This window comes from Metabacillus niabensis (assembly GCF_902829255.1).
Lineage (GTDB): Bacteria > Bacillota > Bacilli > Bacillales > Bacillaceae > Metabacillus > Metabacillus niabensis.
On sequence record NZ_CADEPK010000285.1, the window covers coordinates 1 to 26,994 of the forward strand.

The 26,994-nt window shown below is 38.4% G+C and carries 25 protein-coding genes and 1 riboswitch; of the genes, 3 read left to right on the forward strand and 22 right to left on the reverse strand.

What is annotated here, in order from left to right; all coding sequences use genetic code 11:
- Positions 1-95 precede the first annotated feature (95 nt).
- Positions 96-515, forward strand: coding sequence for a hypothetical protein (locus HU235_RS16555; protein WP_145581963.1), 420 nt, complete (start codon positions 96-98; stop codon positions 513-515).
- A 60-nt stretch (positions 516-575) separates the two neighbouring features.
- Here HU235_RS16555 and pruA read toward each other — a convergent pair whose 3' ends face one another.
- The 8 genes from pruA to HU235_RS16595 form a co-directional block, all read right to left on the reverse strand.
- On the reverse strand, positions 576-2,123 hold the full coding sequence (pruA, locus tag HU235_RS16560; protein ID WP_174880920.1) for an L-glutamate gamma-semialdehyde dehydrogenase: 1,548 nt from the start codon (positions 2,121-2,123) through the stop codon (positions 576-578).
- Between the two features lie 261 nt (positions 2,124-2,384).
- Positions 2,385-3,623, reverse strand: a complete 1,239-nt coding sequence (locus tag HU235_RS16565; RefSeq protein ID WP_174880921.1) for a CamS family sex pheromone protein — start codon at positions 3,621-3,623, stop codon at positions 2,385-2,387.
- A gap of 14 nt (positions 3,624-3,637) precedes the next feature.
- A complete protein-coding gene (gene ligA / locus HU235_RS16570; protein WP_174880922.1) occupies positions 3,638-5,644 on the reverse strand; it encodes an NAD-dependent DNA ligase LigA in 2,007 nt (668 codons plus the stop codon).
- Between the two features lie 35 nt (positions 5,645-5,679).
- Positions 5,680-7,908, reverse strand: coding sequence for a DNA helicase PcrA (gene pcrA / locus HU235_RS16575; protein WP_174880923.1), 2,229 nt, complete (start codon positions 7,906-7,908; stop codon positions 5,680-5,682).
- A 122-nt stretch (positions 7,909-8,030) separates the two neighbouring features.
- Entirely contained in the window at positions 8,031-8,717 is a 687-nt protein-coding gene (pcrB, locus tag HU235_RS16580; RefSeq protein WP_174880924.1) for a heptaprenylglyceryl phosphate synthase, read from the reverse strand.
- Positions 8,718-8,976: 259 nt separating this feature from the next.
- Positions 8,977-9,285, reverse strand: coding sequence for a YerC/YecD family TrpR-related protein (locus HU235_RS16585; protein WP_095303127.1), 309 nt, complete (start codon positions 9,283-9,285; stop codon positions 8,977-8,979).
- Between the two features lie 105 nt (positions 9,286-9,390).
- Positions 9,391-10,383, reverse strand: a complete 993-nt coding sequence (locus tag HU235_RS16590) for a DUF3048 domain-containing protein (RefSeq protein ID WP_174880930.1) — start codon at positions 10,381-10,383, stop codon at positions 9,391-9,393.
- Between the two features lie 70 nt (positions 10,384-10,453).
- Positions 10,454-12,196, reverse strand: coding sequence for an adenine deaminase C-terminal domain-containing protein (locus HU235_RS16595; protein ID WP_174880925.1), 1,743 nt, complete (start codon positions 12,194-12,196; stop codon positions 10,454-10,456).
- Between the two features lie 111 nt (positions 12,197-12,307).
- On the opposite strand from HU235_RS16595, the gene HU235_RS16600 reads away from it, so the two are divergent.
- On the forward strand, positions 12,308-12,604 hold the full coding sequence (locus tag HU235_RS16600) for a YgaP family membrane protein (protein WP_095303143.1): 297 nt from the start codon (positions 12,308-12,310) through the stop codon (positions 12,602-12,604).
- Between the two features lie 73 nt (positions 12,605-12,677).
- Positions 12,678-12,755 carry an EYxxD motif small membrane protein gene (locus tag HU235_RS25420; protein ID WP_325100942.1) on the forward strand — a complete coding sequence of 26 codons (78 nt, stop codon included), beginning with the start codon at positions 12,678-12,680 and terminating at the stop codon, positions 12,753-12,755.
- On the opposite strand, the gene purD is transcribed toward HU235_RS25420, so the two are convergent.
- The 14 genes from purD to HU235_RS16670 form a co-directional block, all read right to left on the reverse strand.
- Complete coding sequence (gene purD, locus HU235_RS16605) at positions 12,736-14,004, reverse strand: phosphoribosylamine--glycine ligase (RefSeq protein WP_174880926.1); 1,269 nt, start codon at positions 14,002-14,004, stop codon at positions 12,736-12,738. The genes HU235_RS25420 and purD overlap by 20 nt on opposite strands.
- 84 nt (positions 14,005-14,088) lie before the next feature.
- The gene (purH, locus tag HU235_RS16610; protein WP_095303131.1) at positions 14,089-15,627 is read right to left on the reverse strand and encodes a bifunctional phosphoribosylaminoimidazolecarboxamide formyltransferase/IMP cyclohydrolase; all 1,539 of its coding nucleotides are present in this window, start codon (positions 15,625-15,627) and stop codon (positions 14,089-14,091) included.
- Between the two features lie 18 nt (positions 15,628-15,645).
- The gene (gene purN / locus HU235_RS16615; protein WP_095303132.1) at positions 15,646-16,212 is read right to left on the reverse strand and encodes a phosphoribosylglycinamide formyltransferase; all 567 of its coding nucleotides are present in this window, start codon (positions 16,210-16,212) and stop codon (positions 15,646-15,648) included.
- Complete coding sequence (purM, locus tag HU235_RS16620) at positions 16,209-17,249, reverse strand: phosphoribosylformylglycinamidine cyclo-ligase (RefSeq protein WP_145581947.1); 1,041 nt, start codon at positions 17,247-17,249, stop codon at positions 16,209-16,211. The genes purN and purM overlap by 4 nt, the downstream gene beginning before the upstream one ends.
- Before the next feature lie 260 nt (positions 17,250-17,509).
- Positions 17,510-18,922: an amidophosphoribosyltransferase gene (gene purF / locus HU235_RS16625; RefSeq protein ID WP_095303134.1), complete on the reverse strand. Its 1,413-nt coding sequence runs from the start codon at positions 18,920-18,922 to the stop codon at positions 17,510-17,512.
- Positions 18,898-21,126 carry a phosphoribosylformylglycinamidine synthase subunit PurL gene (purL, locus tag HU235_RS16630; RefSeq protein ID WP_174880927.1) on the reverse strand — a complete coding sequence of 743 codons (2,229 nt, stop codon included), beginning with the start codon at positions 21,124-21,126 and terminating at the stop codon, positions 18,898-18,900. The genes purF and purL overlap by 25 nt, the downstream gene beginning before the upstream one ends.
- Positions 21,110-21,793, reverse strand: coding sequence for a phosphoribosylformylglycinamidine synthase subunit PurQ (purQ, locus tag HU235_RS16635; RefSeq protein WP_095303136.1), 684 nt, complete (start codon positions 21,791-21,793; stop codon positions 21,110-21,112). The genes purL and purQ overlap by 17 nt, the downstream gene beginning before the upstream one ends.
- Positions 21,790-22,044: a phosphoribosylformylglycinamidine synthase subunit PurS gene (purS, locus tag HU235_RS16640; protein WP_095303137.1), complete on the reverse strand. Its 255-nt coding sequence runs from the start codon at positions 22,042-22,044 to the stop codon at positions 21,790-21,792. Before purS ends, purQ begins: the two co-directional genes overlap by 4 nt.
- A complete protein-coding gene (purC, locus tag HU235_RS16645) occupies positions 22,032-22,757 on the reverse strand; it encodes a phosphoribosylaminoimidazolesuccinocarboxamide synthase (protein WP_174880931.1) in 726 nt (241 codons plus the stop codon). The genes purS and purC overlap by 13 nt, the downstream gene beginning before the upstream one ends.
- A gap of 132 nt (positions 22,758-22,889) precedes the next feature.
- Positions 22,890-24,182, reverse strand: coding sequence for an adenylosuccinate lyase (gene purB, locus HU235_RS16650; RefSeq protein WP_095303138.1), 1,293 nt, complete (start codon positions 24,180-24,182; stop codon positions 22,890-22,892).
- The gene (gene purK / locus HU235_RS16655) at positions 24,179-25,330 is read right to left on the reverse strand and encodes a 5-(carboxyamino)imidazole ribonucleotide synthase (protein ID WP_174880928.1); all 1,152 of its coding nucleotides are present in this window, start codon (positions 25,328-25,330) and stop codon (positions 24,179-24,181) included. Before purK ends, purB begins: the two co-directional genes overlap by 4 nt.
- The gene (purE, locus tag HU235_RS16660) at positions 25,317-25,805 is read right to left on the reverse strand and encodes a 5-(carboxyamino)imidazole ribonucleotide mutase (protein ID WP_145581941.1); all 489 of its coding nucleotides are present in this window, start codon (positions 25,803-25,805) and stop codon (positions 25,317-25,319) included. Before purE ends, purK begins: the two co-directional genes overlap by 14 nt.
- A gap of 121 nt (positions 25,806-25,926) precedes the next feature.
- Positions 25,927-26,028, reverse strand: a riboswitch (purine riboswitch).
- Between the two features lie 73 nt (positions 26,029-26,101).
- Positions 26,102-26,302 carry an NETI motif-containing protein gene (locus HU235_RS16665; protein ID WP_095303141.1) on the reverse strand — a complete coding sequence of 67 codons (201 nt, stop codon included), beginning with the start codon at positions 26,300-26,302 and terminating at the stop codon, positions 26,102-26,104.
- Positions 26,292-26,840, reverse strand: a complete 549-nt coding sequence (locus HU235_RS16670) for a DUF2179 domain-containing protein (RefSeq protein ID WP_145581939.1) — start codon at positions 26,838-26,840, stop codon at positions 26,292-26,294. The genes HU235_RS16665 and HU235_RS16670 overlap by 11 nt, the downstream gene beginning before the upstream one ends.
- Positions 26,841-26,994 lie beyond the last annotated feature (154 nt).

The window sequence follows — 26,994 nt, forward strand, 5'->3', positions numbered from 1 at the left end:
ATGATCTGTTTTTTTCTTTATCATTCAAACTTCTAGTAGATTATTCTTAAACATGTTAAGATCGAAAAAATAGAACGTTTTCAGGAGTGACGTATGTGAAAAAATTTTTATATGGCTTCGGCGGATTATTAATCGCTGCTGGCATTATAGGACTTATTAATCATATTTCAATCGCGATAAAATCTGTACAAGCTGAACAAGCCTTATATGGTGGCTCAATCCAATTTATGATGCTCCAAATGATTAGTACATTTCAGCCTTACTTTACATGCTTAATCGGTGGGGGCTTCCTTATCGCAATTACTGCGTTTTTAGAAGAGTATAAAAAACGCAGTGAGCTAACAAGGCAATTGCTCCAAGCATTATCTAACGAAAAAGGGCACAATCATCAGGAAATAAAACAAGCAGCTTCAAATGATGCAAATGATGTTGAGCAGATTTCTGTAAATGCTAGCATAGCGAAAATTCCTGATGAAGTGAACGAGCAGGATGATCGTGTTTATTGGCAAGGATAAGACGCGGCATAATGAAAAGCCAACCCCTATTTCCTCACAGGGATTGGCTTGTTTTATTATTTAAAATTGCTCCGAAATCGTCTTCGCTTGCATATGGAGAAGCAAATAATCAGGGCCACCTGCCTTTGAATCTGTACCAGACATGTTGAAGCCGCCAAATGGTTGATAGCCAACAATCGCCCCTGTGCATCCACGATTAATATAAAGATTGCCAACATGAAAGTCTTCCTTCGCTATTTCAATATGCTCACGATTATTTGTTAATACAGCCCCTGTGAGACCATATTCCGTATTATTAGCAATAGCAATGGCATGCTGAAAATCATTTGCTTTACAAAACGCAACAATCGGGCCAAAAATTTCTTCCTTCATAATCCGTGCATCCTCTGCTACATCGGCAAAAATGGTTGGTTCAATAAAAAATCCCCTCGAGCTATCAGCATTTCCCCCAGCAACTAATTTCCCTTCCTGTTTGCCGATTTCAATATATTCGTTAATTTTATCGAAGGCAGCCTGATCGATTACAGGTCCCATAAGGACTGAAGAATCAGTCGCCTCACCAACGGAAAGCTGTCTAGTTAAAGCGATTACTCTCTCTAACACCTGCTCATAAACATCTTTTAGAATAACTGCGCGGGAGCATGCTGAGCATTTTTGACCTGAAAAGCCAAATGAAGAGGCAACAATTGATTGGGCTGCCAATTCTAAATCTGCAGTCGAGTCGACAATAATCGTATCCTTCCCACCCATTTCTGCAATTACACGTTTTAACCATATTTGCCCATCATGTACCTTTGCTGCCCGTTCATAAATTCTTACCCCAACATCTCTCGAGCCTGTAAAGCTAATAAATCTCGTTTTTGGATGGTCAACTAAATAATCGCCAACCTCTGCTCCACTACCAGGAACATAGTTGACAACACCTGGTGGCAAGCCTGCTTCCTCCAGCACCTCTAAAAACTTTGCCGCAATAACTGGAGTAGCACTTGCAGGCTTTAATAAGACGGTGTTGCCCGTTACAATCGCTGCGGACGTCATCCCAGCCATAATCGCAAAGGCAAAGTTCCATGGCGATATAATAATGCCTACACCTAAAGGAATGTAGTGATAGCGATTTACTTCAATTGACCGACTTTCAACAGGCATTCCATCCTTTAACAACAGCATTTGCCTGCCATAGTACTCCATAAAATCAATAGCCTCAGCAGTATCAGCATCTGCTTCCTTCCACGGCTTTCCTGCTTCCTTCACAAGCAGTGCTGAAAACTCATGCTTCCGACGCCGGACAATTGCTGCTGCTCGAAATAAAAGATCCGCTCGCATTTCTGGCTTTGATTTTCTCCATGATTGAAACGCCTCTTCTGCAGCTTGCATCGCTTTTTCTGCATGTTCCTTTGTCGCCTTTGCAACAGTGCCAATCACTTCCTCCTTAATTGCAGGATTAGTCGAAATGATCGTTTCTGTCGTCGATATTTTCCTTCCACCTATAATAAGCGGATACTCCAGGTTCAAATAAGATTCAACCTTTTCTAGCCCTGCCTTAAATGCACGTTTATGATGGGGAACCGAAAAATCAGTAAAAGGCTCGTGTTTATAAGGAATCACCATGTTTTATCTCCTCCTTGTGTAATAGAAAATTAAATCTAACCTCAAAATCTGCCTTCCTTTCACTTAAGAACAGAACGATACATTATTTCAGCATAGGATCCTTAGTAAGGAGGAACGCTCATGCTTCATTCGTATGCAAGCAAGTTACTAGAAATGATACACTTTTCCCAACTGGTGTCCCCTGCAGTACTGATTAGGATTTTATTCCTAAACATAAAAAAGCAAGCTAAATACAATCAGTATTTAGCTTGCTTAAAAACATTATTTGTAAATATGAACCGTCGGCTCCTCTTGTTTCGGTTCTTTTATGATGAGCGCTTCTTGGCCATTGTTCGACGTAATATTGACTTCAAGTGAGATATAGTCAGGGAATGATTCCATTACTTTCCCAGTAATAAACTGAGTAAACGCAATGACCTCTCCCTTACTATAAAACTGCATTGGAATTTCAATATCTAGATAGTTCATTTCTCCATTTTTATAAAACGCCTTGCCAATTACACCAGTGTAATTTGGAAAGAATTCCTCAACATCTGTTTTAAAGGAATTAAATCTTTGAGCATCATCACGGTATTTCTCTGTTCCCTCATCGGATGGGAATAAAACGTAATCCTCATCAACCGTGTCCCAGCCTCCTAGACTGTTATTGCCTTCCTTTACTACCGATTTAGCAATATAATTTCCTGGTACAAGAGAGGATTTATCCTCTAGCTCATAAATCGCGAATACAACTGGCACCTTCTCTAAACCTTTCGTGCTTCTTATACGTTTAAGTATCGTATCAGCCATTACTTTTCCTTCTTTAAGTAATGTATCTCTGTCTATGTCCTTATAACGTTCAAATCCTTCTTCTTGCTTAAAATAATATTTGGAATTCATCGCTAAACCAATAACGACTCCGCCAAGTTGAACTGAATTATCTTCATTTTTTATTAAATAATTATGTTCAAGAATTTGTGCTAAATAAATAGGGCTTTGGTTATTCGCCTTTTCTAGATCGTCCATATCAGGTAAAGCCGGGTTCAATCCCACTTCAACGTACTTTTCATCATTACCTGTTGTATTTTTATCCTTTTTGGCTGCTGCTGCTTGAGCATCCTGTGCGGCCTTCCCAGTTAATTTACGTTTTAACCAGCTCGAAATCACTTCACTAGTTAAATATTGTCCCTCTTGAAATAAGTACGTATCAGGAGAGAACGTATCTTGTGCAACCCTCATGAGTCCTGTCTCAAATTCATCAATATCTAACCGCGTGCTAATTCCCTCTGCCACATGACCTCTCGCTGCTCCGGGCTTATAGCTTGATTCACCAGCTTTTTTATCTGTATTTAGTATTGTTTTATAATAGGAATCAGAAATATTATACTTTGGTATAATCGCCTGTTCCTTTGAGTCATCTTCCGTTTCCTGAACGATTTGTTCTTCCTGGTCTCCAAAATTTGGTGCACATGCTGTTAATAAAATAAAGCTTGCAAGCACCAACCCTAGTTTCTTTTTCAAGTGACTTACACCTCTTATTTATTTAATTCTTCATAAAGTCGTGCTTCATCCCATACTTCTATGCTTAGCTCTTGAGCTTTCTTCAGCTTGCTTCCTGCAGCTTCTCCTGCTACAACTAAATCTGTGCTTTTGCTAACACTTCCGGTCACTTTCCCGCCTAGTGCTTCAATACCCTCTTTTGCTTCATTTCGCGTTAACTGTTCTAGCTTTCCTGTTAGAACAACTGTTTTTCCCGCCAAATACGAATCACTATCCTCAGCCTTTATCAGCTTTGGACCTTTATATTCTGTATTGACTCCTAAGCTTTTTAGCTCTGCAATTAAATGCTGGACATCTGGGTTTTCAAAATAGGTAACAACTGCATCAGCCATTTTATCGCCAATTTCATTAATCGCGATTAACTCTTCCCTTGATGCCTTCTGAAGATTCTCAATTGTTTCAAACTGCTGTGCTAAAGTTTTCGCTGCCTTTGCTCCAACATGACGAATACCTAGCCCAAACAAAAGTCTTTCAAGGGAATTTCCCTTTGACTGTTCGATTGCTTGTAATAGGTTATCTGTTGACTTTTCACCCATACGTTCAAGCTTGATAAGCACATCTCTTGTTAATCGATATAGGTCAGCAACATCCTTGATTAATCCTTCAACAAATAATTGCTCTACGACCCGTTCTCCAAGACCATCAATATTCATTGCATTTCTTGAAACGAAGTGGATGAGACCTTCTTTAATTTGAGCTGGGCATTGTGGGTTAATACAACGTAAAGCAACCTCACCTTCAATACGAACAAGCTCACTTTCACAGGCAGGGCAATGTGTTGGCATCGAGAATTCCTTCTCTTCACCAGTTCGCAGGTCAACTAAGACGTTAACAACCTCAGGAATGATATCACCTGCTTTTTTTACAACAACAGTATCACCGATTTTGATATCCTTTTCTCTAATCAAATCTTCATTATGAAGAGAAGCTCGTTGGACCGTTGTCCCAGCAACCCGAACTGGCTCCAAGATCGCTGTTGGTGTAATAACACCTGTTCTCCCAACGCTTAATTCAATATCAAGTAATTTTGTCATCACTTCTTCAGCAGGGAACTTATAGGCAATTGCCCAACGCGGACTTTTTGCTGTAAATCCAAGCTCCTCCTGTTGTGCTAACGAATCGACCTTTATTACGATACCATCAATATCATACGTTAACGTCGACCTTTTTTCCTGAATTTCATTGATCGCTGTTAAGACTTCCTCAATGCTGTCACATTTTCTACGCTCTTTATTTGTTTTAAACCCTAATTCTTCAAGTAAATCCAATGCTTCGCTATGCCTCTGAACACCGATACCACCTAAATCAGCGATGCTATACACAAAGATGTCGAGGTTTCGTTTCGCTGCTATTTTCGGGTCAAGCTGTCTGATTGAGCCAGCAGCTGCATTTCTCGGATTTGCAAATGGTTCTTCCTCTTGCTCAAGTCGAAGCTCATTCAATCGTTCAAAGGATTTTCTTGGCATAAACGCCTCACCACGAACCTCAAATGACAACTCTCTCTTTAGCCTTAAAGGAATTGAGCGAATGGTTTTCAGGTTTTCCGTAATGTCTTCTCCTGTCGTCCCGTCCCCTCTTGTTGCACCTTGTACAAACAAACCATTTTCATATCGTAATGAAACTGCTAAACCGTCAATTTTTAACTCAACAACATATTGAACATCGTCCCCAACTGCCTGTCTTACACGACGGTCAAAATCACGTAAATCTGTTTCATTAAAAGCATTGCCGAGACTGAGCATTGGCGTTCTATGTTCAACCTTTTGAAAGGCCTCTAACGTAACACCACCGACCCGTTGTGTTGGTGAATCAGGAGTTTTCAACTCAGGGAATTGCTCCTCTAGCTTAATTAACTCCTGCATTAATCTGTCATACTCAGAATCGGGAACACTCGGTTTATCAAGAACATGATATTCATAGTTATAGGTGTTTAGCAATTCATGTAATTCTTGAACCTGTTTGAGAGCTGATTGTTTGTCCATTCAGATGTTCAATCCTTTCTAGAACATTTCTTTACTTATATACGATTAATTGGTGCAAATTTTGCAAGTAGACGTTTAATGCCTACTGGGCTCGGAAACGCGATATCCAACTCTGTTCCTTCACCAGAGCCTTTGACACTGACAACTGTACCTATTCCCCATTTTTTGTGCTCTGCTTTGTCGCCAACAGACCATGAAAGCTGATCTCCTCCTGTTGAGGCTGCAATTGGTCTCATAACAGGTGGACGTTTTTCCTGACGACGTGCTACTGCAAAGCTTGATGACGCTGTTGACGCCTGCTTTTTCTTTATCTCTTCATTTAGATTTTCAATTAATTCACTCGGTATTTCCTTTATAAACCGTGATTCAGGATTCATACTAGTCCGACCGAATAATGTCCGCATTTGAGCATTTGTGATGTAAAGCTCTTGTTCCGCTCGCGTGACCCCAACATACATTAATCGACGTTCCTCTTCCATTTCGTCCTCTTCCATTAACGAACGGCTATGTGGGAAAACACCTTCCTCAAGGCCGATTAAAAAGACAACTGGAAACTCTAATCCCTTAGCAGAATGAAGGGTCATTAACACAATCGCATCATTTTGTTGCTGCTCATCTTCCTCTAGCTTATCAATATCTGATACGAGAGCCAAATCTGTTAAGAAGGCAACTAAGCTTTTATCTTCACTTTGCTTTTCAAATGTCTGTGTAACAGATAAAAACTCATCAATATTTTCAAGTCTACTTTGTGCTTCCAAAGTTTTTTCTTGTTTTAGCATTTCCCGATAACCTGATTTTTCGATAATTTCTTCTGCAAGCTCTGTTACCGATAAATAATCCTGCATATTACCTAGGTTTCGAATTAATTCGCGGAATTCTACTAATGCATTGACTACTCTTGCACTAACACCAACCTGTTCAATTTCTTCTAACGCTTGAAAAATTGATAAATCATTGGCTATTGCATAGTTTGCGATTTTATCTACTGAAGTAGAACCGACACCTCGTTTCGGTACATTAATGACTCTTAATAAACTAATATCATCATCAGGATTTGCGATTAGTCGTAAATATGCAAGTAAATCTTTAATTTCTTTTCTATCATAGAACTTAATTCCGCCAACGATTGTATAGTTAATATTTGATTTGAGTAAAACTTCCTCAATAATCCGCGATTGTGCGTTTGTACGATAGAGAATGGCGATATCGGAAAATTTTCTCTGACCAGAGTCGACGAGCTGTTTAATCTTCCCTGCTACAAACTGTCCTTCCGCTGCTTCACTATCAGCACGATAGTAGGTAATTTTAGAGCCTTCTAGGTTTTCCGTCCATAATTTTTTCGGCTTTCGATTTGAATTATGCTTTATAACTTCATTCGCTGCTTCGAGAATTAATTTTGTTGAACGATAATTTTGTTCAAGTAAGATGACTTTCGCTTGAGGATAATCTTTTTCAAAGGAAAGAATATTTGCAATATCTGCTCCACGCCAACGATAAATGGATTGATCGGAGTCCCCTACGACACAGAGGTTTTGGAAACGTGCTGCCAGAAACTTAACTAACATATATTGAGCCCTATTCGTATCTTGGTACTCATCTACATGAATATATTGGAACTTTCGTTGATAAGTTTCTAACACTTCAGGCACCCGTTGGAACAATTGAATTGTTGTCATGATTAAATCATCAAAATCGAGTGATTGATTTTTTCGCAGCTTTCGTTGGTACTCCTTGTAAACATCACTTACAACTTGTTCATAATGACTACTTGCCGTTTTATCAAACTCATCTGGCGTAAGCAATTCATTTTTCGCGCTGCTTATCGTTCCTAAAATGCTTCTTGGATCATACTTTTTAGGATCGAGATTCTTTTCCTTTAAAACGGTTTTTATGACCGACAATTGATCTGTCGTATCAAGTATCGAAAAGTTACGATTTATTCCCATTCTGTCACTATCTCGACGCAAAATTCTTACACACATCGAGTGAAACGTAGAGATCCATATATCATCTGCACCAGGCCCTAATATATGCTGAATTCTTTCTTTCATTTCACGCGCTGCCTTATTTGTGAACGTAATCGCTAAAATATTCCATGGTGCTATTTGCTTTTCTACCATTAAGTAAGCAATTCTATGTGTTAACACACGCGTTTTTCCACTTCCGGCTCCAGCCATAATCAACAATGGTCCATCAGTTGTTTTTACTGCTTCCTGTTGCTTGTCATTCAAACCAGTAAGGAGTTGATTTGATAAAAATTGCAACGTCTTCACCGTCCTTCTAGGAACATATGTTCTAATTTTAACAAATTCATTTAAATTTTTAAACCTTTATCTACAACATAAAACGAAACCCCTTTTATAGCGTTTCGTTTTCTTAAAAGTCTTCACTCTTTAACAGCAGCTACTGTTTGTAAAGCTGCTTCAAGGTTAGTATAAATAGCATTTCCAACAACGACAACATCTGCATGCTTTGCAAATTGCTTCGCTTCTTCAGGGGAGCTAATTCCTCCTCCATAAAATAACCTTGTATTTGTTAATACTCGTTTGCTTTCCTCTACTAAGGCGATATCACCAAGCATGCCGCTGTACTCCAAATAGAAGATTGGGAGGTTATACATTTTTTCTGCTACACGAGCATAGGCGATGACATCGTCAGTTGAAAGATTTGTATTTGCTTCTGACAATTTTGCTGCCTTGCAATCAGGATTTACGATACAATAACCCTCAACAAGAATATCATCCCAATTCATAATCTCTCCATATTCTTTTACAGCTTCATGATGCAACTCTATCATCCATTTTGTACTTCTACTATTTAATACAGTTGGAATAAAATACAAATCAAATCCCGGAATAATGGAATCCGCTGTTGAAACCTCTAATATACATGGAATTAGATACCGACGGACTCTAGACATTAAATTTAACACATTATCCTCTGTCACATTATCGCTGCCTCCGATAATAATTCCGTCTGTTCCAGATTCACATATTTTTTCTAAATCTTCATCACTTATTTCTTTATCAGGATCGAGTTTAAACACATGCTTCCACTCGTTAATATCATACATGTATAGAATCCTCCATTCAAAACATCCATTTCACTATTATAGCAAATTACATACTAGCAAAAAACTATAAGAAGGATCCATATTTTGAAAAGCGAAATGCACCTTGGTCCGCCCCGACAAGCACAGGACGCAAGGGAAAAGAAAACGTTCTGCTGAGCAAGAGACATAAAAAAGAAGAAACTATTGATTATTTGCGGAAATAAACACCTTTTACTTGTTTCTCAAAAAAAAGGAGCAGTCATTAAGACTGCCCCCGCTCTTATTCTGTTTCTTCCTTTTTATTGTGTACACGCTCAAGTGCCATTTGATAGGCATCATTCCCATAGTTTAAACAGCGTTTTACTCGAGAAATTGTTGCCGTGCTAGCACCTGTTTCTGTTTCTATTTTGTGATATGTATTCCCTTCTCTTAGCATTCTAGCTACCTCTAGCCTTTGAGCTAATGATTGAATTTCATTTACGGTACATAAATCATCAAAAAAACGATAGCATTCCTCTAAATCTCTTAATGATAAAATCGATTCAAAAAGCTGATCAAGCTCTCTTCCTCGTAGCTTTTCAATTTGCATATATCCATTCTCCTTTTGCCTTTTGCCTTATTAGAAATGCGTAGGGGGCTATGGTCCCCCTAATCGAAATGAAGCTCATTTCAGCCGCTTATGTTAATTACTTTTTTATTCAATAAAGAAGGACTTTTCTAAACTTGGAACAATATTTATCCATGTTTTCCCGGGTACAAATTTAATAACTTCCCCATCTTTCACCGGAACAATACGGCCTTCTCGGTTTTCCCAATCTACCTCCTGCATAATGCCTCCTTGCAGGAGAATTGCTTTACCACCTGACTGAACATCAATGCTTCTTCTACCATAATTATCAATATAGTCATGCTCCATTTCAACAACAAAAACATTACTTATTGTAATAGGTTCGCCACTTTCCATATCATAGGTCATTTCGTCATCACTATATCTACTATAGCTATTGTTAGTTTGATTATACTCATATGTTGCCTGCCATGTTTCCAACTTGTCATATTCTATAACAAACTTATTTACATGTTCACCTTTTAATAATTCCATTTCCTCTTCTGATAAAAATTGATATGGTTCTACTTCAGAATCTGAGCTGTAGTTCAATTCTTTAGCACCTTTTAAAATATTTTTATAGGAAATATAGGAATTATGTGGAGCTTTACGATTGTCTGCTCTCCAAAATAGTGTACCATCATAAGACAATCCATTTAAATAATCTGCCTCACCTGACTCAAGCTTCTCCTTCGCTGATGGACTCCAGCCATGATGAATATAAAGAGCATCAAAGCCTTTGCTTAAATCAATAAAATACTCCCTTGCACTACGTACAGGTCCTATGATATCAGGTATATCACTTTGAAAAACAGCCAAAAACCTTGTAATATTCCCTTCAGCTAATGCCTCATAAACAATATCTGCCTTGTGCAGCCCTGACTGAGGTCGTGCTTTAGGATGGTTGTTAATCATGACTGCAACAGGTCGGCGATTTACATCTCCGTCCACTGTCTTAAGTCCTGTTAGTGGATAAATTGATTTTTCATCAACCTGTGCAGATGTCTCTTGTTCATTTTCATTTTGAGTGAAGCTGTTTTGCTCTTCTTCTGTATTGCAAGCGCTTATAAATAGAAACATGGGCACTATGATTAATAAGCTGCAGATCCTCCGCAAACTAACACAACCTTCTCATTTTCACTTTTATATTTTAACGCATTATTGATGGAAAGAGTACCGTTTTTTTCATGACATCAAAAATACCTCTTGGTGTTATCCTTATATAAGGTAAATGTGTTGATGAGAAAAATAACAATGAATAAATCGGATCATCAAACAGATAGCCTCTTTCTTTTAATTTCTCAAAAAAATCCGTCTGTTTAGAGATAATCATCTCTAACTCTTCATTAGATGCACTACCATTTAACTGCAACGCTAATTCAAAAATCACCTTTTCCCTCTCACAGACGACAATGCCTCCACCAATTTCCTTCATACGTTTAAAGGCAGCTAGCATATCATCCTTGCTTTTTCCCATTAATATTATATCCCCAGTTGTTGAATAGGAACTCGCAAAGCCCTGAATTTTTTTAGAAAATCCTTTTAATACTGTATTAATCCGCCACTCTCCATTTCGGTCAATAAGTGCTAAAAAGCTTTCATCATGATCAGTCGATAGTTGATTCACAGAACTATCTATTGCTAATGAATAAGGCTCCATAATAACGGAATTTTTCATTTTCATTCCAACCGGCATTGAAAATTGCAAGTCATCCATCGTTAATTCCCAATTAAACTTCATTGGCTGAAGACCATATTTTCCCCAGTTAATATTATCATTTACTTCTTGTTGCACCCCATCCTTCACTAACCATTCACCCTTTGCCATAACTGAGGATGGTGCTGGATTGTCGATACTTTCTAATATATTTAGTGTAGCCATTCTTCCTGGAGCAATAACCCCAATTTGATCATCAAGCTGATAATATTTTGCAATATTAAATGTTGCCATATGATATGCATCAATTGCAGGAACATTTGCTTGTAATGCTATATCAATACATTGGTTCATCATGCCATCCTTATAAAAGGTTGGTGTCGCTCCGTCCGTTGTAAAGTATACATGATCATAGGTCGTTAGTCCTTCATTCTGTACCTCTTGTAACAATTTTGGCAAATCAGGACGAATGGAAGAGTGTCTTAATGCTGCAGTATACCCCATTTTCAATCGATTCATTACATCTTTTCCATTCATTGATTCATGATCACTATCAACTCCAAATAGCTTCATCTTTAATAAGGTTGATTGTGAAGCGCCTGGTAAATGGCCTTCAATTTTTTTACCTCGTCGTTTCGTTTCTCTTAACCAGTATAAAATCCAATCATCACCATCAAGCAGTTTTGGCCAGCTCGTTAATTCTCCCCCTTGGATAACAGATGGATGTGCGAGCCATTGCTTTAAAAAGTCATGTGAAAAAATCCGCTCCTCTCCATGAACTTCTGTTTGTAGATCAAATCTTGACCACCAATAAAAGTGATATGGTAATTTTCCGACGTCATCTAAAAACGTAAGCGCTTTCTTTTTATCGTACTGCAAAAGGAAAAAAAGGTTATCACCTACAAATGTTGTCGTTCCCGATTTCGATACATACTTCGCAAGTGACAGGGGATTATATAATTGAAATGGATGTGCGTGAGGTTCTATATAGCCTGGTACAACAATTTTGTTCGCACAATCAATCATTTCAGTTTGGTTCATTTGTTCTGGTAATTGATCGCCGATATAAACAATGCGGTCATCTGCAATCCAGATATTACCCTTTATCCATTGGCGAAGATAAGAATGGAGAATTGTTGCATTTTTTAACACCGTTTTTGGAGCAAGTTTGTTGGAAATAACATCAATATGTTTTCGAATCTGACTCAATTTCCATTGATATGTTCTCTCGGGCATAAAAAACCCTCCATTTTCATTACAAATTTTACTACTATGTTACCATAGGAATTTTATGGATGCATTAACGTTTTATTGCATTTTCATGACAAATTCAGGAAGGTGAGAATGATGAGACCGAATATTGGAATTGTGAACGCGCTTATTCGGATTACATGTGGGTTAACGATGCTAGCTTGGTCAACGTCTAAATATTGTAAAAGACCTTGGAGAGATTCATATATCATTGTGATGGCACTTGCTGCAATGAAGGTCGGTGAAGGTATTTTACGCTTCTGTCCAATTACTTACCTTTTTGAACGAAGCAACTTTTCGTTCTTTAATGGGTATGACGATGAATATTTTGATGATGATGACGATTTTGATTATGAAGAGGATGAAGATAAAATCGTCTATGAACAATCTTAAAAGGGACTGGCGTAAAGCCAGCCCCTTTCATTAAATGGAGGTATCTAAAATGTTTATTGAATATTTAACAGATATGTCATTTCTTTTAATAGCTCTGATTGGCGGTATTGTTGCCTTACTGTTTGTTTATATTAAGAAACGACGTGTTTAATTGCTTTATTTCCAATATCGTTACGGTAAAATAACGCTGGTGAGACAACCTTTTCTACAAGCTCATATGCTTGCTTTTGTGCATCCTGGATTGAATCACCATACCCTGAAACAACGAGTACTCGTCCACCATTATTTACATACTGCTCGTCCTGCCATTTTGTACCTGCATGGAAAATCACTGCATCTGTTTGTTCTGCTTGAAGTGTTCCAATTGGCTGACCCTTTTCATAATCATTTGGATACCCTTTTGATGCAAGAACAACTCCTAATACAGCCTTTTCAGACCATTTAAGTTCAACTGGCTTATCTTCAAGAATTGCCAGCAGTGCTTCGATTAAGTCTGACTCTAATCTTGGCAGCACCACTTGTGTTTCAGGATCACCAAAGCGAGCATTAAACTCAATGACTTTCGGTCCTTCCGTCGTTAAAATTAAACCAGCATATAAAATTCCTGTAAACGAGCGCCCTTCACTAACAAGTGCTTTAGCAGCAGGCTTTAGGATTGTTTCAACTGCTTGTTCGACAACTTGCTCAGAGATTTGCGGAACAGGTGAATAAGCTCCCATTCCTCCAGTATTTGGACCTTCATCATTGTCATAAGCACGTTTATGATCTTGAGCAATGACCATTGGGTACACCTTTTCGCCGTTTACAAAGGCCATTAGTGAAAATTCTTCCCCAGCTAAAAATTCCTCAACAACGACAGAGCGTGAAGCATCACCAAATTTCCCACCCTCAAGCATATCTGTAACACTATTTAATGCCACATCAAGTGTTTCAGCAACCGTTACACCTTTTCCTGCAGCTAGTCCATCCGCTTTAATAACAATCGGTGCACCTTTTTCTTCAATATATGCTTTTGCCTGTTCAACATCTGTAAAGGTTTGGTAATCAGCAGTCGGAATATTGTATTTAAACATCAGCTCTTTAGCAAAGTTTTTGCTTCCTTCAATAAGGGCAGCTTCCTTTGTTGGTCCAAAAACCTTTAACCCAGCAGCTTGGAAATCATTGACGATTCCATTTAATAATGGTACCTCAGGACCGACAAATGTGAAGTCGATCGCTTCCTTCTTAGCAAAATCCAACAATCCTTGATTATCTGTTTCACTAATCGGCACTAATGTTGCAAGCTCCTGCATTCCGTCGTTACCTGGAGCAACAAAAACCTTTGTTACTAATTTGCTTTGGGCAGCCTTCCAAACTAGAGCATGCTCCCGTCCACCTTGACCAATAATTAGTACTTTCATTTAAACACCTCATTCATTTAATTTAGTTTTCTTCAGTTAGATTTCAAAAGATAAGGGGATATGCTCCCCTCTTTAAAAAATGGATTAATGTTTAAAATGACGTACTCCAGTAAAAACCATTGCAATTCCATACTCATCTGCGACACGAATGGAATCCTCGTCACGGATTGAGCCGCCTGGTTGAATAATTGCCGTAATTCCAGCCTTTGCTGCTTCCTCTACTGTATCAGGCATTGGGAAGAACGCATCAGAACCAAGTGCACTACCCTTTGCTTTTTCCCCCGCTTGCTCAATCGCAATTTTAGCCGATCCTACACGGTTCATTTGCCCAGCACCAACACCAACCGTCATTTCATCCTTTGCAAGAACGATCGCGTTAGATTTCACATGCTTTACAACCTTCCAAGCAAGCTTTAAATCTTTCCATTCTTCTTCAGATGGCTCACGCTTCGTTGGAATTGTTACTTCAACATCATCTAAAGAAAGAGCATCCTCATCCTGAACAAGTAAACCGCCACGTACAGATTGTAATTGTTTTTCCGGCTTAGAGGCTGCTGCAACATCAATTGTTAATAAGCGCAAGTTTTTCTTGCTAGTTAATACGTCTAAAGCTTCTTTACTAAATGATGGTGCAATGACAATTTCTAAGAAAATTTCATGTAGTTTTTGTGCTGTTGCTTCGTCCACTTCACGGTTCAATGCAACGATTCCGCCAAAAATCGATGTTGGGTCAGCTTCATAGCATCGAGTAAATGCTTCAAGAGTAGAAACACCTACGCCAACACCACATGGGTTCATATGCTTAACTGCTACTGCAGCTGGCTCTGTAAACTCACGGACAATTTGCAATGCAGCATCTGCGTCTTTAATATTATTGAAAGAAAGCTCTTTTCCGTGGAGCTGCTCTGCATTTGCGATCGATGCAACTGGTACGAACGGTTTTTGGTAGAATGTAGCCTTTTGATGTGGATTTTCTCCATAACGAAGCGCTTGTTTCTTTTCAAATGTAAATGTAACAGATTCTGGATCCTCTTCACCAATTGTGTTTGTTAGAAATTCAGCAATTAGCGCATCATAAGCTGCTGTATGTCTAAATACCTTTGCAGCTAAACGTTGCTTTTGTGGAAGTGATACTTCACCAGTCGCTTTTAGTTCTTCTAATACTGCCTGATAATCCTGTGGGTCAACAAGAACTGTTACATCCTCATGATTTTTCGCAGCTGAACGAAGCATTGATGGTCCACCGATATCAATGTTTTCAATCGCATCCTGGAACTTAACATCTGGCTTTGAAATCGTTTCTTTGAAAGGATATAGATTAACAACTACTAAATCAATTGTCTCAATGTTATTTTCCTTTAATTGATTCATATGACTAGGATTGTTTCGAACAGCAAGCAAGCCGCCATGAATATTAGGGTGAAGTGTTTTTACACGACCATCCATAATTTCCGGAAAACCTGTTACTTCTGAAATACCAATTACCTTTAACCCATTTTCCTCCAATAATGATTTCGTTCCACCTGTTGAAATGACTTCAACACCTAAATCGATTAATTCTTTAACAAATGGAACAAGATTTTCCTTATTTGAAACACTAACAAGCGCACGTTTAATTGCCATTTCTGTCACCTCTATACTTTATTTTGAAACTAATTTCTGGATTACTTCTGGATATAAGACATGCTCAACCTGATGAACCTTTTCTGCTAACGTTTCTTTTGTATCATCTTCAGCAATTTCAATTGCCTTTTGCGCGATAATTGGACCTGTATCCATTCCTGCATCAACGTAATGAACCGTTACCCCGGTTACTTTGACACCTGCGCTAAGAGCCTGGCCAACCGCATCGATTCCCGGAAAAGCTGGTAAAAGAGAAGGATGAATATTAACGATTTTCCCTCCATATGCCGATAATAAGGTTTGACCGATTAATCTCATATACCCCGCTAATATAACTAAATCAATTTCTCGTTTTTGTAGCTCAGCTAGGATTTCTGCCTCGAACTGTGCTTTTGTATCATAATCTTTTGGATTAAAGCTAAAAACAGGAATTTGTGCATCTTTTGCTCGATTAATTACACCAGCTTGAGGCTTGTCACAAACAACGAGGCCAATTTCTGCTTTGATTTCACCTGTATTAATCCGTTCAACAATCGCTTGAAAATTACTGCCATTCCCTGATGCAAAAACTGCTATCCTTTTCATCGGAGCACTCCTTCGTTAAACGATACACCTGCTCCTTCTGTAACTCGCCCTATAACATATGACTTTTCTCCGTTTGCCTCAAGCTGCCTCATTACATCCTGTACAAGCTCTTCTTTAACAGCAAGAACAAATCCGATTCCCATATTAAACACATTGTACATATCCATACTGCTTAAATTTCCCTTTTCCTTTAGGAAATCAAATATCGTTGGGATTTCCCATGATCCTAAATCAATTTCTACCCCAGTTCCTTCAGGAAGCATTCTTGGAATATTTTCGATAAAGCCGCCACCGGTAATATGAGCCATTCCGTCTACCTTGTAATTTTTAATTACATCAAGTACAGGCTTTACATATAGCCTTGTTGGTGTTAATAGTACCTCACCAAGTGTTTGTGTAAATGGAGGATATATCGTTTGAAGATCTAGCTTTTCATCCTCTAGAAGAATTTTACGAACAAGTGAAAATCCATTGCTATGAATACCGCTTGATGGGAGACCAATCAGTGCATGTCCAGCTTGAATGTCTTCACCTGTTACAATTTCATCCTTTTCAACGACACCAACTGAAAAACCTGCCACATCATATTCATCTTCTTCATACAATCCCGGCATTTCTGCTGTTTCACCGCCAACAAGTGCACAGCCTGATTCTTCACAACCATCGGCAATTCCTTTAACGATTTGTTCGATCTTTTCTGGCTTTGCTTTACCTAATGCCAAATAATCTAAGAAAAATAATGGTTCTGCACCTTGTGCAAGAATATCATTCACACACATTGCAACCGCATCGATACCAATCGTATCATGCTTATCTGCCATAAAAGCTAATTTCAGCTTCGTTCCCACTCCATCTGTACCGGAAACTAAAACTGGCTTTTTATAATTTAATTCGCTTAAATCAAACATTCCCCCGAAGCCACCGAGACCACCCATAACACCGGAACGCAATGTTTTTTGGACATGCTTTTTCATTCTTGATACTGCCTCATAGCCTGCTTCAATATCAACACCAGCTTGTTTATAAATATCGGACATATGTGATTCCTCCTTAGCAATCTTCATTGTTTCTTCTCATAATACATTCGGATAAATGTAAGACAGGAATCGATCACTTCGATTCCTATCTCACTTTTTTCTTATCTTTTAAGAAGGTAAGGTTATTCTTAATTTTTGTGTCTAGCTTTTAGCGACTAGCTCCTCGAGTCATAAGCGATTAGAAATAGAAGGTAACGTACACCTTCAATTCACAATCTCTTTTGCTTGTCGAAGCTGTTCAAGCCGCTTCCGCATTTCTTCTACGCCTTCTCATGCGGAAGTACAGTATCTGGATAGATTTCTGTTGGATAACGTCCTGTAAAACAAGCCAAGCATTGTCCTTTGAATTCACCTTCATACGGTCTGCCGATTCCTTCAAGCAAGCCTTCAACACTTAAAAAGGCGAGACTATCAGCACCAATAAGCTGACGAATTTCTTCAACGGAATGGTTAGATGCAATTAATTCTTCATGTGTTGATGTGTCAATTCCGTAAAAGCATGGATTGGCAATCGGTGGGGAACTAATCCGTACGTGAACCTCTTTCGCGCCTGCCTCACGTAACATCGTAACAATCCGACGACTCGTTGTTCCACGAACAATGGAATCATCCACCATGACAACACGTTTTCCTTCAACAACACCACGAACAGCAGAAAGCTTCATTTTTACACCTTGCTCACGTAACGATTGTGAAGGCTGAATGAACGTCCGTCCTACATAGCGATTTTTAATTAAGCCTAGTTCATAAGGAATACCTGTTAACTCAGCAAAACCAATCGCAGCTGAAATACTAGAATCCGGTACACCTGTTACAACGTCAGCATCCACTTCAGACTCGACAGCTAATCGCTTGCCAAGGTTTTTCCGAGCTGTATGAACATTAATCCCATCAATATTACTATCAGGGCGAGAAAAATAAATATATTCCATGCTACAGATTGAGCGATTGATGTTCATTGAGAATCGTTCGGAACGTATTCCTTCATCATTGATGATTAATAATTCACCAGGCTGAACATCTCTTTCATATCGTGCACCAACTACATCAAATGCACATGTTTCAGAAGCAATGACATAAGCATCACCTAACACACCGATTGATAGTGGACGTAGTCCGTTCGGGTCTAAAGCAACCATCATTTCTGTTTCAGTCATAATTAAGAACGCATATGCACCTTTAATAACCGTTAATGCACTTTTCACAGCTTCCTTCATATCTTTATAGCCACTTCTTCTAATTAAATGAGCAAGCACCTCAGTATCAGAAGTCGTTTGAAAAATACTGCCTTGAGCTTCTAGCTGATGCTTAAGCTGGTTTGCGTTGACAAGGTTTCCGTTATGAGCAAGTGCTAGGCTGCCACTATGTGATTTAAAGTGGAGAGGCTGGACATTTTCATATCCGCCTCCACCAGCAGTAGCATAACGAACATGACCAATCGCGGCTTTACCTGATAATTCATTTAGTTTACCGTTACTAAATACTTCATTAATCAGACCTAATCCCTTCATGCTAGTCAGCTTTTCCCCGTCAGTAGTGACGATACCAGCACCTTCTTGCCCTCTATGTTGTAAACTGTGAAGTCCATAATAAGTAATTTGAGCCGCTTCAGGGTGTCCCCAAATTCCAAAGACTCCACACTCTTCATTTAATCCCTTGATTTCAGCAAGCATGGGATAGCTCCTTTCCATGCATCCTTTAGCTCTTCAACAGATGCATCGATAAGTGATTCTCCGTTTTCATTTTTCACAATTAACGTCCCTGTATTTGTAACTTCTCCGATACATACTGCATCAACTAATTGCTCGAATGCTTGTTGGTTTTCTTTTTTCACTGAAAGAACAAATCGAGTTTGAGATTCACTAAATAATGCTGTTGTTGCATCACCAGAAAGTGTTACTTCTGCTCCTAAACCTTTGCCAGCAAACAATGGTTCTGCTAAAGCAACAGCAACGCCACCCTCTGATACATCATGTGCTGATGCAACTGTGTTAGCACGAATCGCTTTTGAAATTTGTCCTAATACGTTTCTTTCATTCTCTAAATCTAGCTCTGGAGATTTACCAAAGATTTCCCCGTGAAGTAGCTTTTGAAGCTCACTTCCACAAAACTCTTGCTTTGTTTCACCTACTAAGTAGATTAAGTCTCCAGCTTCTTTAAAGTCTTGAGTCGTAATATAATCTGTATCCTCAATTAAGCCAACCATTCCGATAACTGGAGTTGGATAAATAGCTGTACCGTTCGTTTCATTGTAAAGTGATACGTTACCTCCAATAACTGGAGTTTCTAATACACGGCAAGCTTCACTAATACCGTCTGCAGCTTTTTCAATTTGCCAGAAGATTTCTGGTTTTTCCGGATTACCGAAGTTTAAATTATCTGTAATCGCTAATGGTGATCCACCAGAGCAAACGATGTTACGTGCTGCCTCTGCTACAGCAATTTTCCCGCCAACTTCAGGGTCTAAATAAAGGTAGCGAGAGTTACAATCTGTTGTCATCGCTAAAGCCTTTTTCGTATCACGAATTCGCACAACTGCTGCGTCAGAACCAGGTGCTACAACCGTGTTCGTACGAACCATATAATCATATTGATCATAAACCCACTCTTTACTTGCGATTGTCGGTTGCTTTAATAGATTGATAAGTGTTTCTTTATAGTTATCTACCTTAAGCGGTGCAACATCCATTGCTTGGAACTCTTTATAGTATGCAGGTACAGCTGATGGCTTATGATAAACAGGTGCTTCCTCTGCAAGAGCATCAACAGGAAGCTCACAAACTACTTCACCCTTATGGAAAAGACGTAGCATTTTATCATCTGTTACTTTCCCAACCGCTACCGCTTCTAAATCATACTTTTTAAATAAATCAATGATTTCTTGCTCTCTACCACGCTCTACTACAAGTAGCATTCTTTCTTGTGATTCAGAAAGCATCATTTCGTATGGAGTCATACCTGTTTCACGTTGTGGAATTAAATCAAGATTCATTTCCATGCCAGATCCAGCTTTACTTGCCATTTCTGCAGAAGAACTTGTTAATCCAGCTGCCCCCATATCTTGAATACCAACTAAAGCATCACATTTTACCACTTCAAGACAAGCTTCAAGCAATAGCTTTTCCATAAACGGATCTCCAACCTGAACCGCTGGACGATTTTCACCAGAATCCTCTGTTAATTCCTCAGATGCAAAGGTTGCCCCATGAATTCCATCGCGGCCTGTTTTAGCGCCGACATACATAACCGTATTGCCAACACCTTTTGCTTGACCCTTCTTAATATCTTCATGATTAATTAGCCCCACACACATTGCGTTAACGAGTGGATTTCCTTCATATGAATCTTCAAATTGAATTTCTCCACCTACCGTCGGGATTCCGATACAGTTACCATAACCGGCAATTCCAGCAACAACCTCTTCAAATAAATATTTCACACGTGGCGTTTTTAGCTCACCAAAGCGTAGTGAGTTTAAAATTGCAATTGGTCTTGCTCCCATTGAAAATACGTCACGAATAATTCCACCTACACCAGTTGCAGCACCTTGATATGGCTCAATTGCTGATGGATGGTTATGACTTTCAATTTTGAAAACAACCGCTTGGTTATCTCCAATATCAACAATCCCAGCCCCTTCACCAGGACCTTGTAATACCTTTTCGCCTGTTACTGGGAATTTCTTTAAGATAGGCTTTGAATTTTTATAGCTGCAATGCTCAGACCACATAACAGAAAAAATACCAATTTCCGTATAGTTCGGAAGGCGCCCAATGATTTTTTCTATAAGGGCAAACTCGTCATCACTTACACCCATTTGTCTATAGATTTTTTCATCTTTAATCATCTGGTTCGTCGGTTCAAGCAGTAGTGACATGAGATTCCCTCCAGTTTTTTACGATTGATTGAAATAATTTTAATCCGTCAGCACTTCCAAGCAATGAATCAACAGCACGCTCAGGATGTGGCATCATCCCTAATACATTTCCGCGTTCATTTGTAATTCCTGCAATATCCTCTAGGCTGCCATTTGGATTTTCTTCGTACGTAAACACGATTTGATTGTTTTCTTTAAGCGTTTGAAGTGTTTCTTCATCACAATAATAATTCCCTTCACCGTGCGCAATTGGGACAGAAATTACTTCGTTTTTTTCATAAGCTGAAGTAAAGGCTGTTTCATTGTTTGCAACAACTAAGTTAACTGGACGGCACATAAATTTTAAATTTTCATTTCGTTTCATAGCACCTGGTAATAATCCAGCCTCTAATAAAATCTGGAATCCATTACATACACCAAGAACAGGTTTACCCGCTTCAGCAGCTTTAATCACTTCTTGCATCACATTTGAAAAACGTGCAATCGCGCCAGAGCGTAAGTAATCACCATAAGAGAAGCCCCCTGGTAATAAAATACCGTCAAAGCGACTTAAATCAGTCTCATCATGCCAAACGTACTCAACCTCTTCACCGAGCTCATCTTTAATGGCATGATACATATCTACATCACAGTTCGATCCTGGGAAAACGATCACAGCGAATTTCACTTTGTGACTACCTCCTGTACCTCATATCTATAATCTTCAATAACTGTATTGGCAAGCAGCTTTTCACACATTTCACGAACAGCCTCATCTAAATCGCGGTCTGATTTTTCGATTGTTAACTCCATATATTTCCCAATGCGGACATCCTGAACTTCGTTATACGCCATACTGTGTAGTGCGCTTTTTACTGCGCTCCCTTGTGGATCTAATACACTTTCTCTTAACGTGACATAAACTTTTACTTTGTACATTCCTTTTGTCCTCCTAGTCTAGTTAAAATCACTTCATATGCATCTGTTAAACTACCAATACCTCTGCGGAAAACATCCTTATCAAACTTCTCATTTGTATGAATATCCCATAAACGACAAGTGTCAGGTGATACCTCATCCGCTAATATGATATTGCCTTCATCTGTTAAACCAAATTCAAGTTTAAAATCGATTAAGCGAACATCACATGAAAGAAAATGTGCTTTAAGTACTTCATTTACTTGTCTTGCTAATGCTTTAAGCGTACTTACTTGGTCCTTTGTCGCAATTTGCAATAACGCGATATGGTCTTCTGTAATAAGCGGGTCACCAAGCGCATCATCTTTATAATAAAATTCAACAAGTGGTTCCTTTATTTCTGTTCCTTCTTCAATTCCAATTCGTTTAGAAAGACTTCCAGCAACGACATTTCTGACAACTACTTCTAACGGAATAATCGTTACCTTCTTTACGAGCTGCTCTGTTTCAGAAAGTCGTTTAACAAAATGATTTTCGATTCCATTTGCTGTTAGCTTCTCAAAGATTAATGTTGAAATCTCGTTGTTTAATCGACCCTTACCAGTAATCTCTTCCTTCTTCTCACCATTAAAGGCCGTTGCGGAATCTTTATAAGCTACAAATAGTAAATTTGGGTCATTTGTTTTATAAATTCGTTTGGCTTTACCTTCATATAATTGTTCAAGCTTTTCTATGCTCAACTGTAAGCCCTCCTGACAGAATATTGGGAATATTAAAGATATTCTTTGTCACATTTTCTAACCACATTTTTTGTTCATAGATTAGCAAGGGGTTTTAAACATTTAAAACCCCTTCCCTTTATTTTTTTACAAACCTAATCGTTCAAAGATTGTGTCGACACCTTTTAAGTGATAATTGTAGTCGAAGCAATCCTCAATTGTTTCAGGTGACAGACGTGAAGTGATTTTTTCTTCTGCCTCAATGAGACCACGGAATGGTACTTGTTTTTCCCATGCTTCCATCGCTTTTGGCTGAACAAGGTCATATGCTTCTTCTCTTGTCATACCAGTATCAATAAGCGCTAATAACACACGTTGAGAATAGATTAATCCTTGTGTACGGTCCATATTACGCTTCATGTTTTCAGGGAAGACCGTTAGATTTTTCACAATGTTTCCAAAGCGATTTAACATATAATTTAATGCAATTGTTGCATCTGGTAAGATAATTCGTTCAGCTGAAGAATGAGAAATATCTCTTTCATGCCAAAGTGAAACATTTTCATATGCTGTCATCATATAACCACGAATAACACGAGCAAGTCCTGTCATATTTTCAGAGCCGATTGGATTACGTTTATGTGGCATTGCTGACGATCCTTTTTGACCTTTAGCGAAGGATTCCTCCACTTCTCTAGTTTCACTTTTTTGTAGTCCGCGAATTTCCGTTGCAAATTTTTCAATCGATGTTGCGACAAGTGCAATCGCAGCCATGTAATTTGCATGACGATCACGTTGTAGTGTCTGTGTTGAAATTGGCGCTGGCTTAGTTCCTAATTTTTCACAAACATACTTTTCAACAAAAGGGTCGATGTTTGCATATGTTCCAACTGCCCCAGAGATTTTTCCGTACTCTACTCCAGAAGCAGCCTGCTTGAAACGCTCTAGATTACGCTTCATTTCCTCATACCATAAAGCAAGCTTTAATCCGAACGTAGTCGGCTCTGCATGGACACCATGTGTACGCCCCATCATTACTGTATACTTATGCTCTTGAGCCTTTTCTTTTAAAATTTGAATAAAGTTCTCGATATCTTTTAATAAGATGTCATTCGCTTGTTTAAGTAAATAAGATAATGCAGTATCAACAACATCTGTTGAAGTTAGCCCATAATGAACCCATTTACGCTCTTCACCAAGTGTTTCAGATACTGCGCGAGTAAAGGCAACAACATCGTGGCGAGTTTCTAATTCAATTTCATTAATTCTGTTGATATCAAATGTTGCATTTTTTCGAAGAAGTGCAACATCTTCCTTAGGAATTACACCTAGCTCCGCCCATGCTTCACATGCTAAAATTTCAACCTCTAGCCATGCTTTAAACTTATTTTCTTCCGTCCAAATTGCGCCCATTTCTGGTCTTGTATAACGTTCTATCATTCCTTATTTCCTCCGTTCTCTTTTTGACCCCATATTTTGTTTATCATTTCTATATCTTGCTCAATATTGTTACTAAATAGATTTAAATGGCCCATTTTTCGTTTGGTTACCGGCTCTTTTTTACCATATAGGTGCAGCTTCCCATATGTTAAGAGTGAGAGATTGTCATTAACAACCTCTAAATCTTCGCCAAGAATATTAACCATCAATCCACTTTGCAATAATGTCGTTTGTCCTAATGGTAAATTACAAACTGCTCGAACATGCTGTTCAAATTGGTCCGTTTCACAAAAATCAATCGTATAATGGCCTGAATTGTGTGGTCGTGGAGCTAATTCATTAATAAAAACTTCTCCAGCTTTAGTTAAAAACATTTCAACAGCAAGTGTTCCAACTAGCTCGAAATGATTTGCAAGCTTAACAGCTAATTCCTCAGCCTTTACCTCTATATCTTTACTTATCCGTGCTGGAACGATACTTTGATAAAGAATATTATCTTTATGGATATTTTCAGCAACTGGAAACGTCTTTGTTTCACCATTTACAGATCTAGTAACAATAACTGAGATTTCCTTATCAAATGGAACCCACTTTTCTAAAATACAAGTACCATTTGTTAAAAGCCTCTTCGCTTCTTCAAAATCACTTTCTTGGCGCATTACGAATTGACCCTTACCATCGTACCCGCCTCTACATGTTTTTAACACAGACGGTACACCTAGAACATTAACAGCAGCTTGTAGCTCCTCCTCAGTTCGAACTATCCGATACGGTGCAACCTCACATCCAGCTTGGACGATTGCTTCCTTTTCCGTTTCACGATCTTGCGTTAAAAGTAAAAGTGAGCTTTTTTGGGGAAGGTTTGCCTGCTCCTCTAACCAAAGAAGCGCATCATAATCGATATTCTCAAATTCATATGTGATAACATCGCTAACTTCAGCTAGTTTTTTTATCGCCTCTATATCATCATAGCTTGCAGTAATTTCAATATCGGCAAGCTGACCACATGGGCAATTTTCCGTAGGATCCAAAACAGCAATTTTATATCCAAGCTGCCTAGCTGCAATTGCCATCATTCGCCCAAGCTGACCTCCACCGATAATTCCTATTGTACCACCTGGCAAGATTGTTTTATTATCCAAGTTCATCACTGCTCTCTAAAACTTTTAATCTTAATTCTTCTCTTCTCGAATCTAAGCTTTCTGCTAATGCATCATTCTGAATTGATAAAATTTCTGCAGCTAATAAACCAGCATTTGTTGCCCCAGCCTTCCCAATCGCAACAGTAGCAACTGGAACTCCTCCTGGCATTTGAACAATAGATAATAGAGAATCCATTCCATTTAGTGCTTTAGATTGTACAGGGACACCAATAACTGGTAGTGTCGTTTTTGCTGCGACCATACCAGGTAAATGAGCTGCACCACCTGCACCTGCAATAATAACTTTTAAACCTCTATTTCTAGCACTCTCTGCATATTCAAACATATAATCTGGCGTTCGGTGAGCAGATACTACCTTTTTTTCATAAGGAACACAAAGTTCATCTAGTATTTCACATACATGCTTCATCGTTTCCCAGTCTGAAGTACTCCCCATTATCACTCCAACTTGTGGATTCATCTTTTCCCCACCTTTATTCTTTATCTAAACAGAAAAAGACTCGATATACACCTTTCTCATATATAGAGAAAGGACAGTATACCGAGTCCGGAATCCAAATAATCATATGATCCGATTCGTTTATACGTTCACTTTCCCTCATAGTCCGACAATTTACGGTTATCGGGTAGAAACTTCTGGGCCATATTCCCAATTATATATGAGGTTGATTTACAAGTTTATCTTAACAATGTAGACGTTCTATGTCAATGTTAAAATCGAACGATTTATTTTAATGTAATGTTAATGTTCGGATTTTACAGCAATTTACCTTCGAAAACGATTTTTCTACCACAAGGCACTGCTTCAACGACATTATTTATCATTTCTTCTTTGAAAATTGGTTGTTCCATTCTTCTCACAGGAAAATAGCCTTCCCGTTTCATTCTATCTAAACATTCATCAATTGTCTCATTCTCTTCAACAACAAACTTTTGCTTTTTTGGCTTAGTTGTCATGCTTTAATTTCCCCTTTCGAACAGCCTTCACCCAAAATCCACCATGAATTGTCTTAGGCTCATATGCAATAATAAATGCCTTTGGATCAAGCTCCTTTATATTTTGATAGAGCTTTAACTCATACTTCCTTGGAGTTAATATTTGCATCGCTAAACGATTCCCCTCTAATCCACTTGCCATCCAATTTGTAACCCCATACCCCTTATCTCGTAATAACTTTGGTAAGTCCTTTTCACTCTCTGTACTTATAACATTAACTGTAATATATCCAAGCGCTAATTTTTCTTCGATTTTCATTCCAACAATAACACCGATACCATACCCTACTGCATATGCAATTAAGTTTTGTATTTCATTTAGATTATCTAAAACTAACCCAAGACCGACGACATAAATTACTACTTCAAACATGCTAATAAAAGCAGCCAAATACCGTTGACCCTTTAATGTTAATATCATTCTGATTGTAAAGAACGAAACATATACAATATTTATAATTAAAATGATGAGAACCATTGTGATGCTGTTTTGAAGCACAAAATTCCTCCTCATATTATTCCCGTAAAGTAAATTAGGTTTTATTTTACTAAAATTTTTTAATCGTTACAATGGGGGAGATAAAATTCTTTTCAAAGAAGTATAATATGCATAATTATTATTAGAATAGCCGTAAAACAATTACATATTCAAA

What these genes read in the sequence shown, in the direction of transcription:
- pruA (WP_174880920.1), bottom strand. Translation starts at nt 2,123, where the DNA reads ATGGTGATTCCTTATAAACACGAGCCTTTTACTGATTTTTCGGTTCCC.
- ligA (WP_174880922.1), bottom strand. Translation starts at nt 5,644, where the DNA reads ATGGACAAACAATCAGCTCTCAAACAGGTTCAAGAATTACATGAATTG.
- pcrB (WP_174880924.1), bottom strand. Translation starts at nt 8,717, where the DNA reads ATGTATGATATTAACGAGTGGAAGCATGTGTTTAAACTCGATCCTGAT.
- HU235_RS16585 (WP_095303127.1), bottom strand. Translation starts at nt 9,285, where the DNA reads ATGCAAATTGAAAAGCTACGAGGAAGAGAGCTTGATCAGCTTTTTGAA.
- HU235_RS16590 (WP_174880930.1), bottom strand. Translation starts at nt 10,383, where the DNA reads ATGTTTCTATTTATAAGCGCTTGCAATACAGAAGAAGAGCAAAACAGC.
- HU235_RS16595 (WP_174880925.1), bottom strand. Translation starts at nt 12,196, where the DNA reads ATGCCCGAGAGAACATATCAATGGAAATTGAGTCAGATTCGAAAACAT.
- HU235_RS16600 (WP_095303143.1), top strand. Translation starts at nt 12,308, where the DNA reads ATGAGACCGAATATTGGAATTGTGAACGCGCTTATTCGGATTACATGT.
- HU235_RS25420 (WP_325100942.1), top strand. Translation starts at nt 12,678, where the DNA reads ATGTCATTTCTTTTAATAGCTCTGATTGGCGGTATTGTTGCCTTACTG.
- purD (WP_174880926.1), bottom strand. Translation starts at nt 14,004, where the DNA reads ATGAAAGTACTAATTATTGGTCAAGGTGGACGGGAGCATGCTCTAGTT.
- purH (WP_095303131.1), bottom strand. Translation starts at nt 15,627, where the DNA reads ATGGCAATTAAACGTGCGCTTGTTAGTGTTTCAAATAAGGAAAATCTT.
- purN (WP_095303132.1), bottom strand. Translation starts at nt 16,212, where the DNA reads ATGAAAAGGATAGCAGTTTTTGCATCAGGGAATGGCAGTAATTTTCAA.
- purM (WP_145581947.1), bottom strand. Translation starts at nt 17,249, where the DNA reads ATGTCCGATATTTATAAACAAGCTGGTGTTGATATTGAAGCAGGCTAT.
- purF (WP_095303134.1), bottom strand. Translation starts at nt 18,922, where the DNA reads ATGCTTGCTGAAATCAAGGGATTAAATGAAGAGTGTGGAGTCTTTGGA.
- purL (WP_174880927.1), bottom strand. Translation starts at nt 21,126, where the DNA reads ATGTCACTACTGCTTGAACCGACGAACCAGATGATTAAAGATGAAAAA.
- purS (WP_095303137.1), bottom strand. Translation starts at nt 22,044, where the DNA reads ATGTACAAAGTAAAAGTTTATGTCACGTTAAGAGAAAGTGTATTAGAT.
- purB (WP_095303138.1), bottom strand. Translation starts at nt 24,182, where the DNA reads ATGATAGAACGTTATACAAGACCAGAAATGGGCGCAATTTGGACGGAA.
- purK (WP_174880928.1), bottom strand. Translation starts at nt 25,330, where the DNA reads ATGAACTTGGATAATAAAACAATCTTGCCAGGTGGTACAATAGGAATT.
- purE (WP_145581941.1), bottom strand. Translation starts at nt 25,805, where the DNA reads ATGAATCCACAAGTTGGAGTGATAATGGGGAGTACTTCAGACTGGGAA.
- HU235_RS16665 (WP_095303141.1), bottom strand. Translation starts at nt 26,302, where the DNA reads ATGACAACTAAGCCAAAAAAGCAAAAGTTTGTTGTTGAAGAGAATGAG.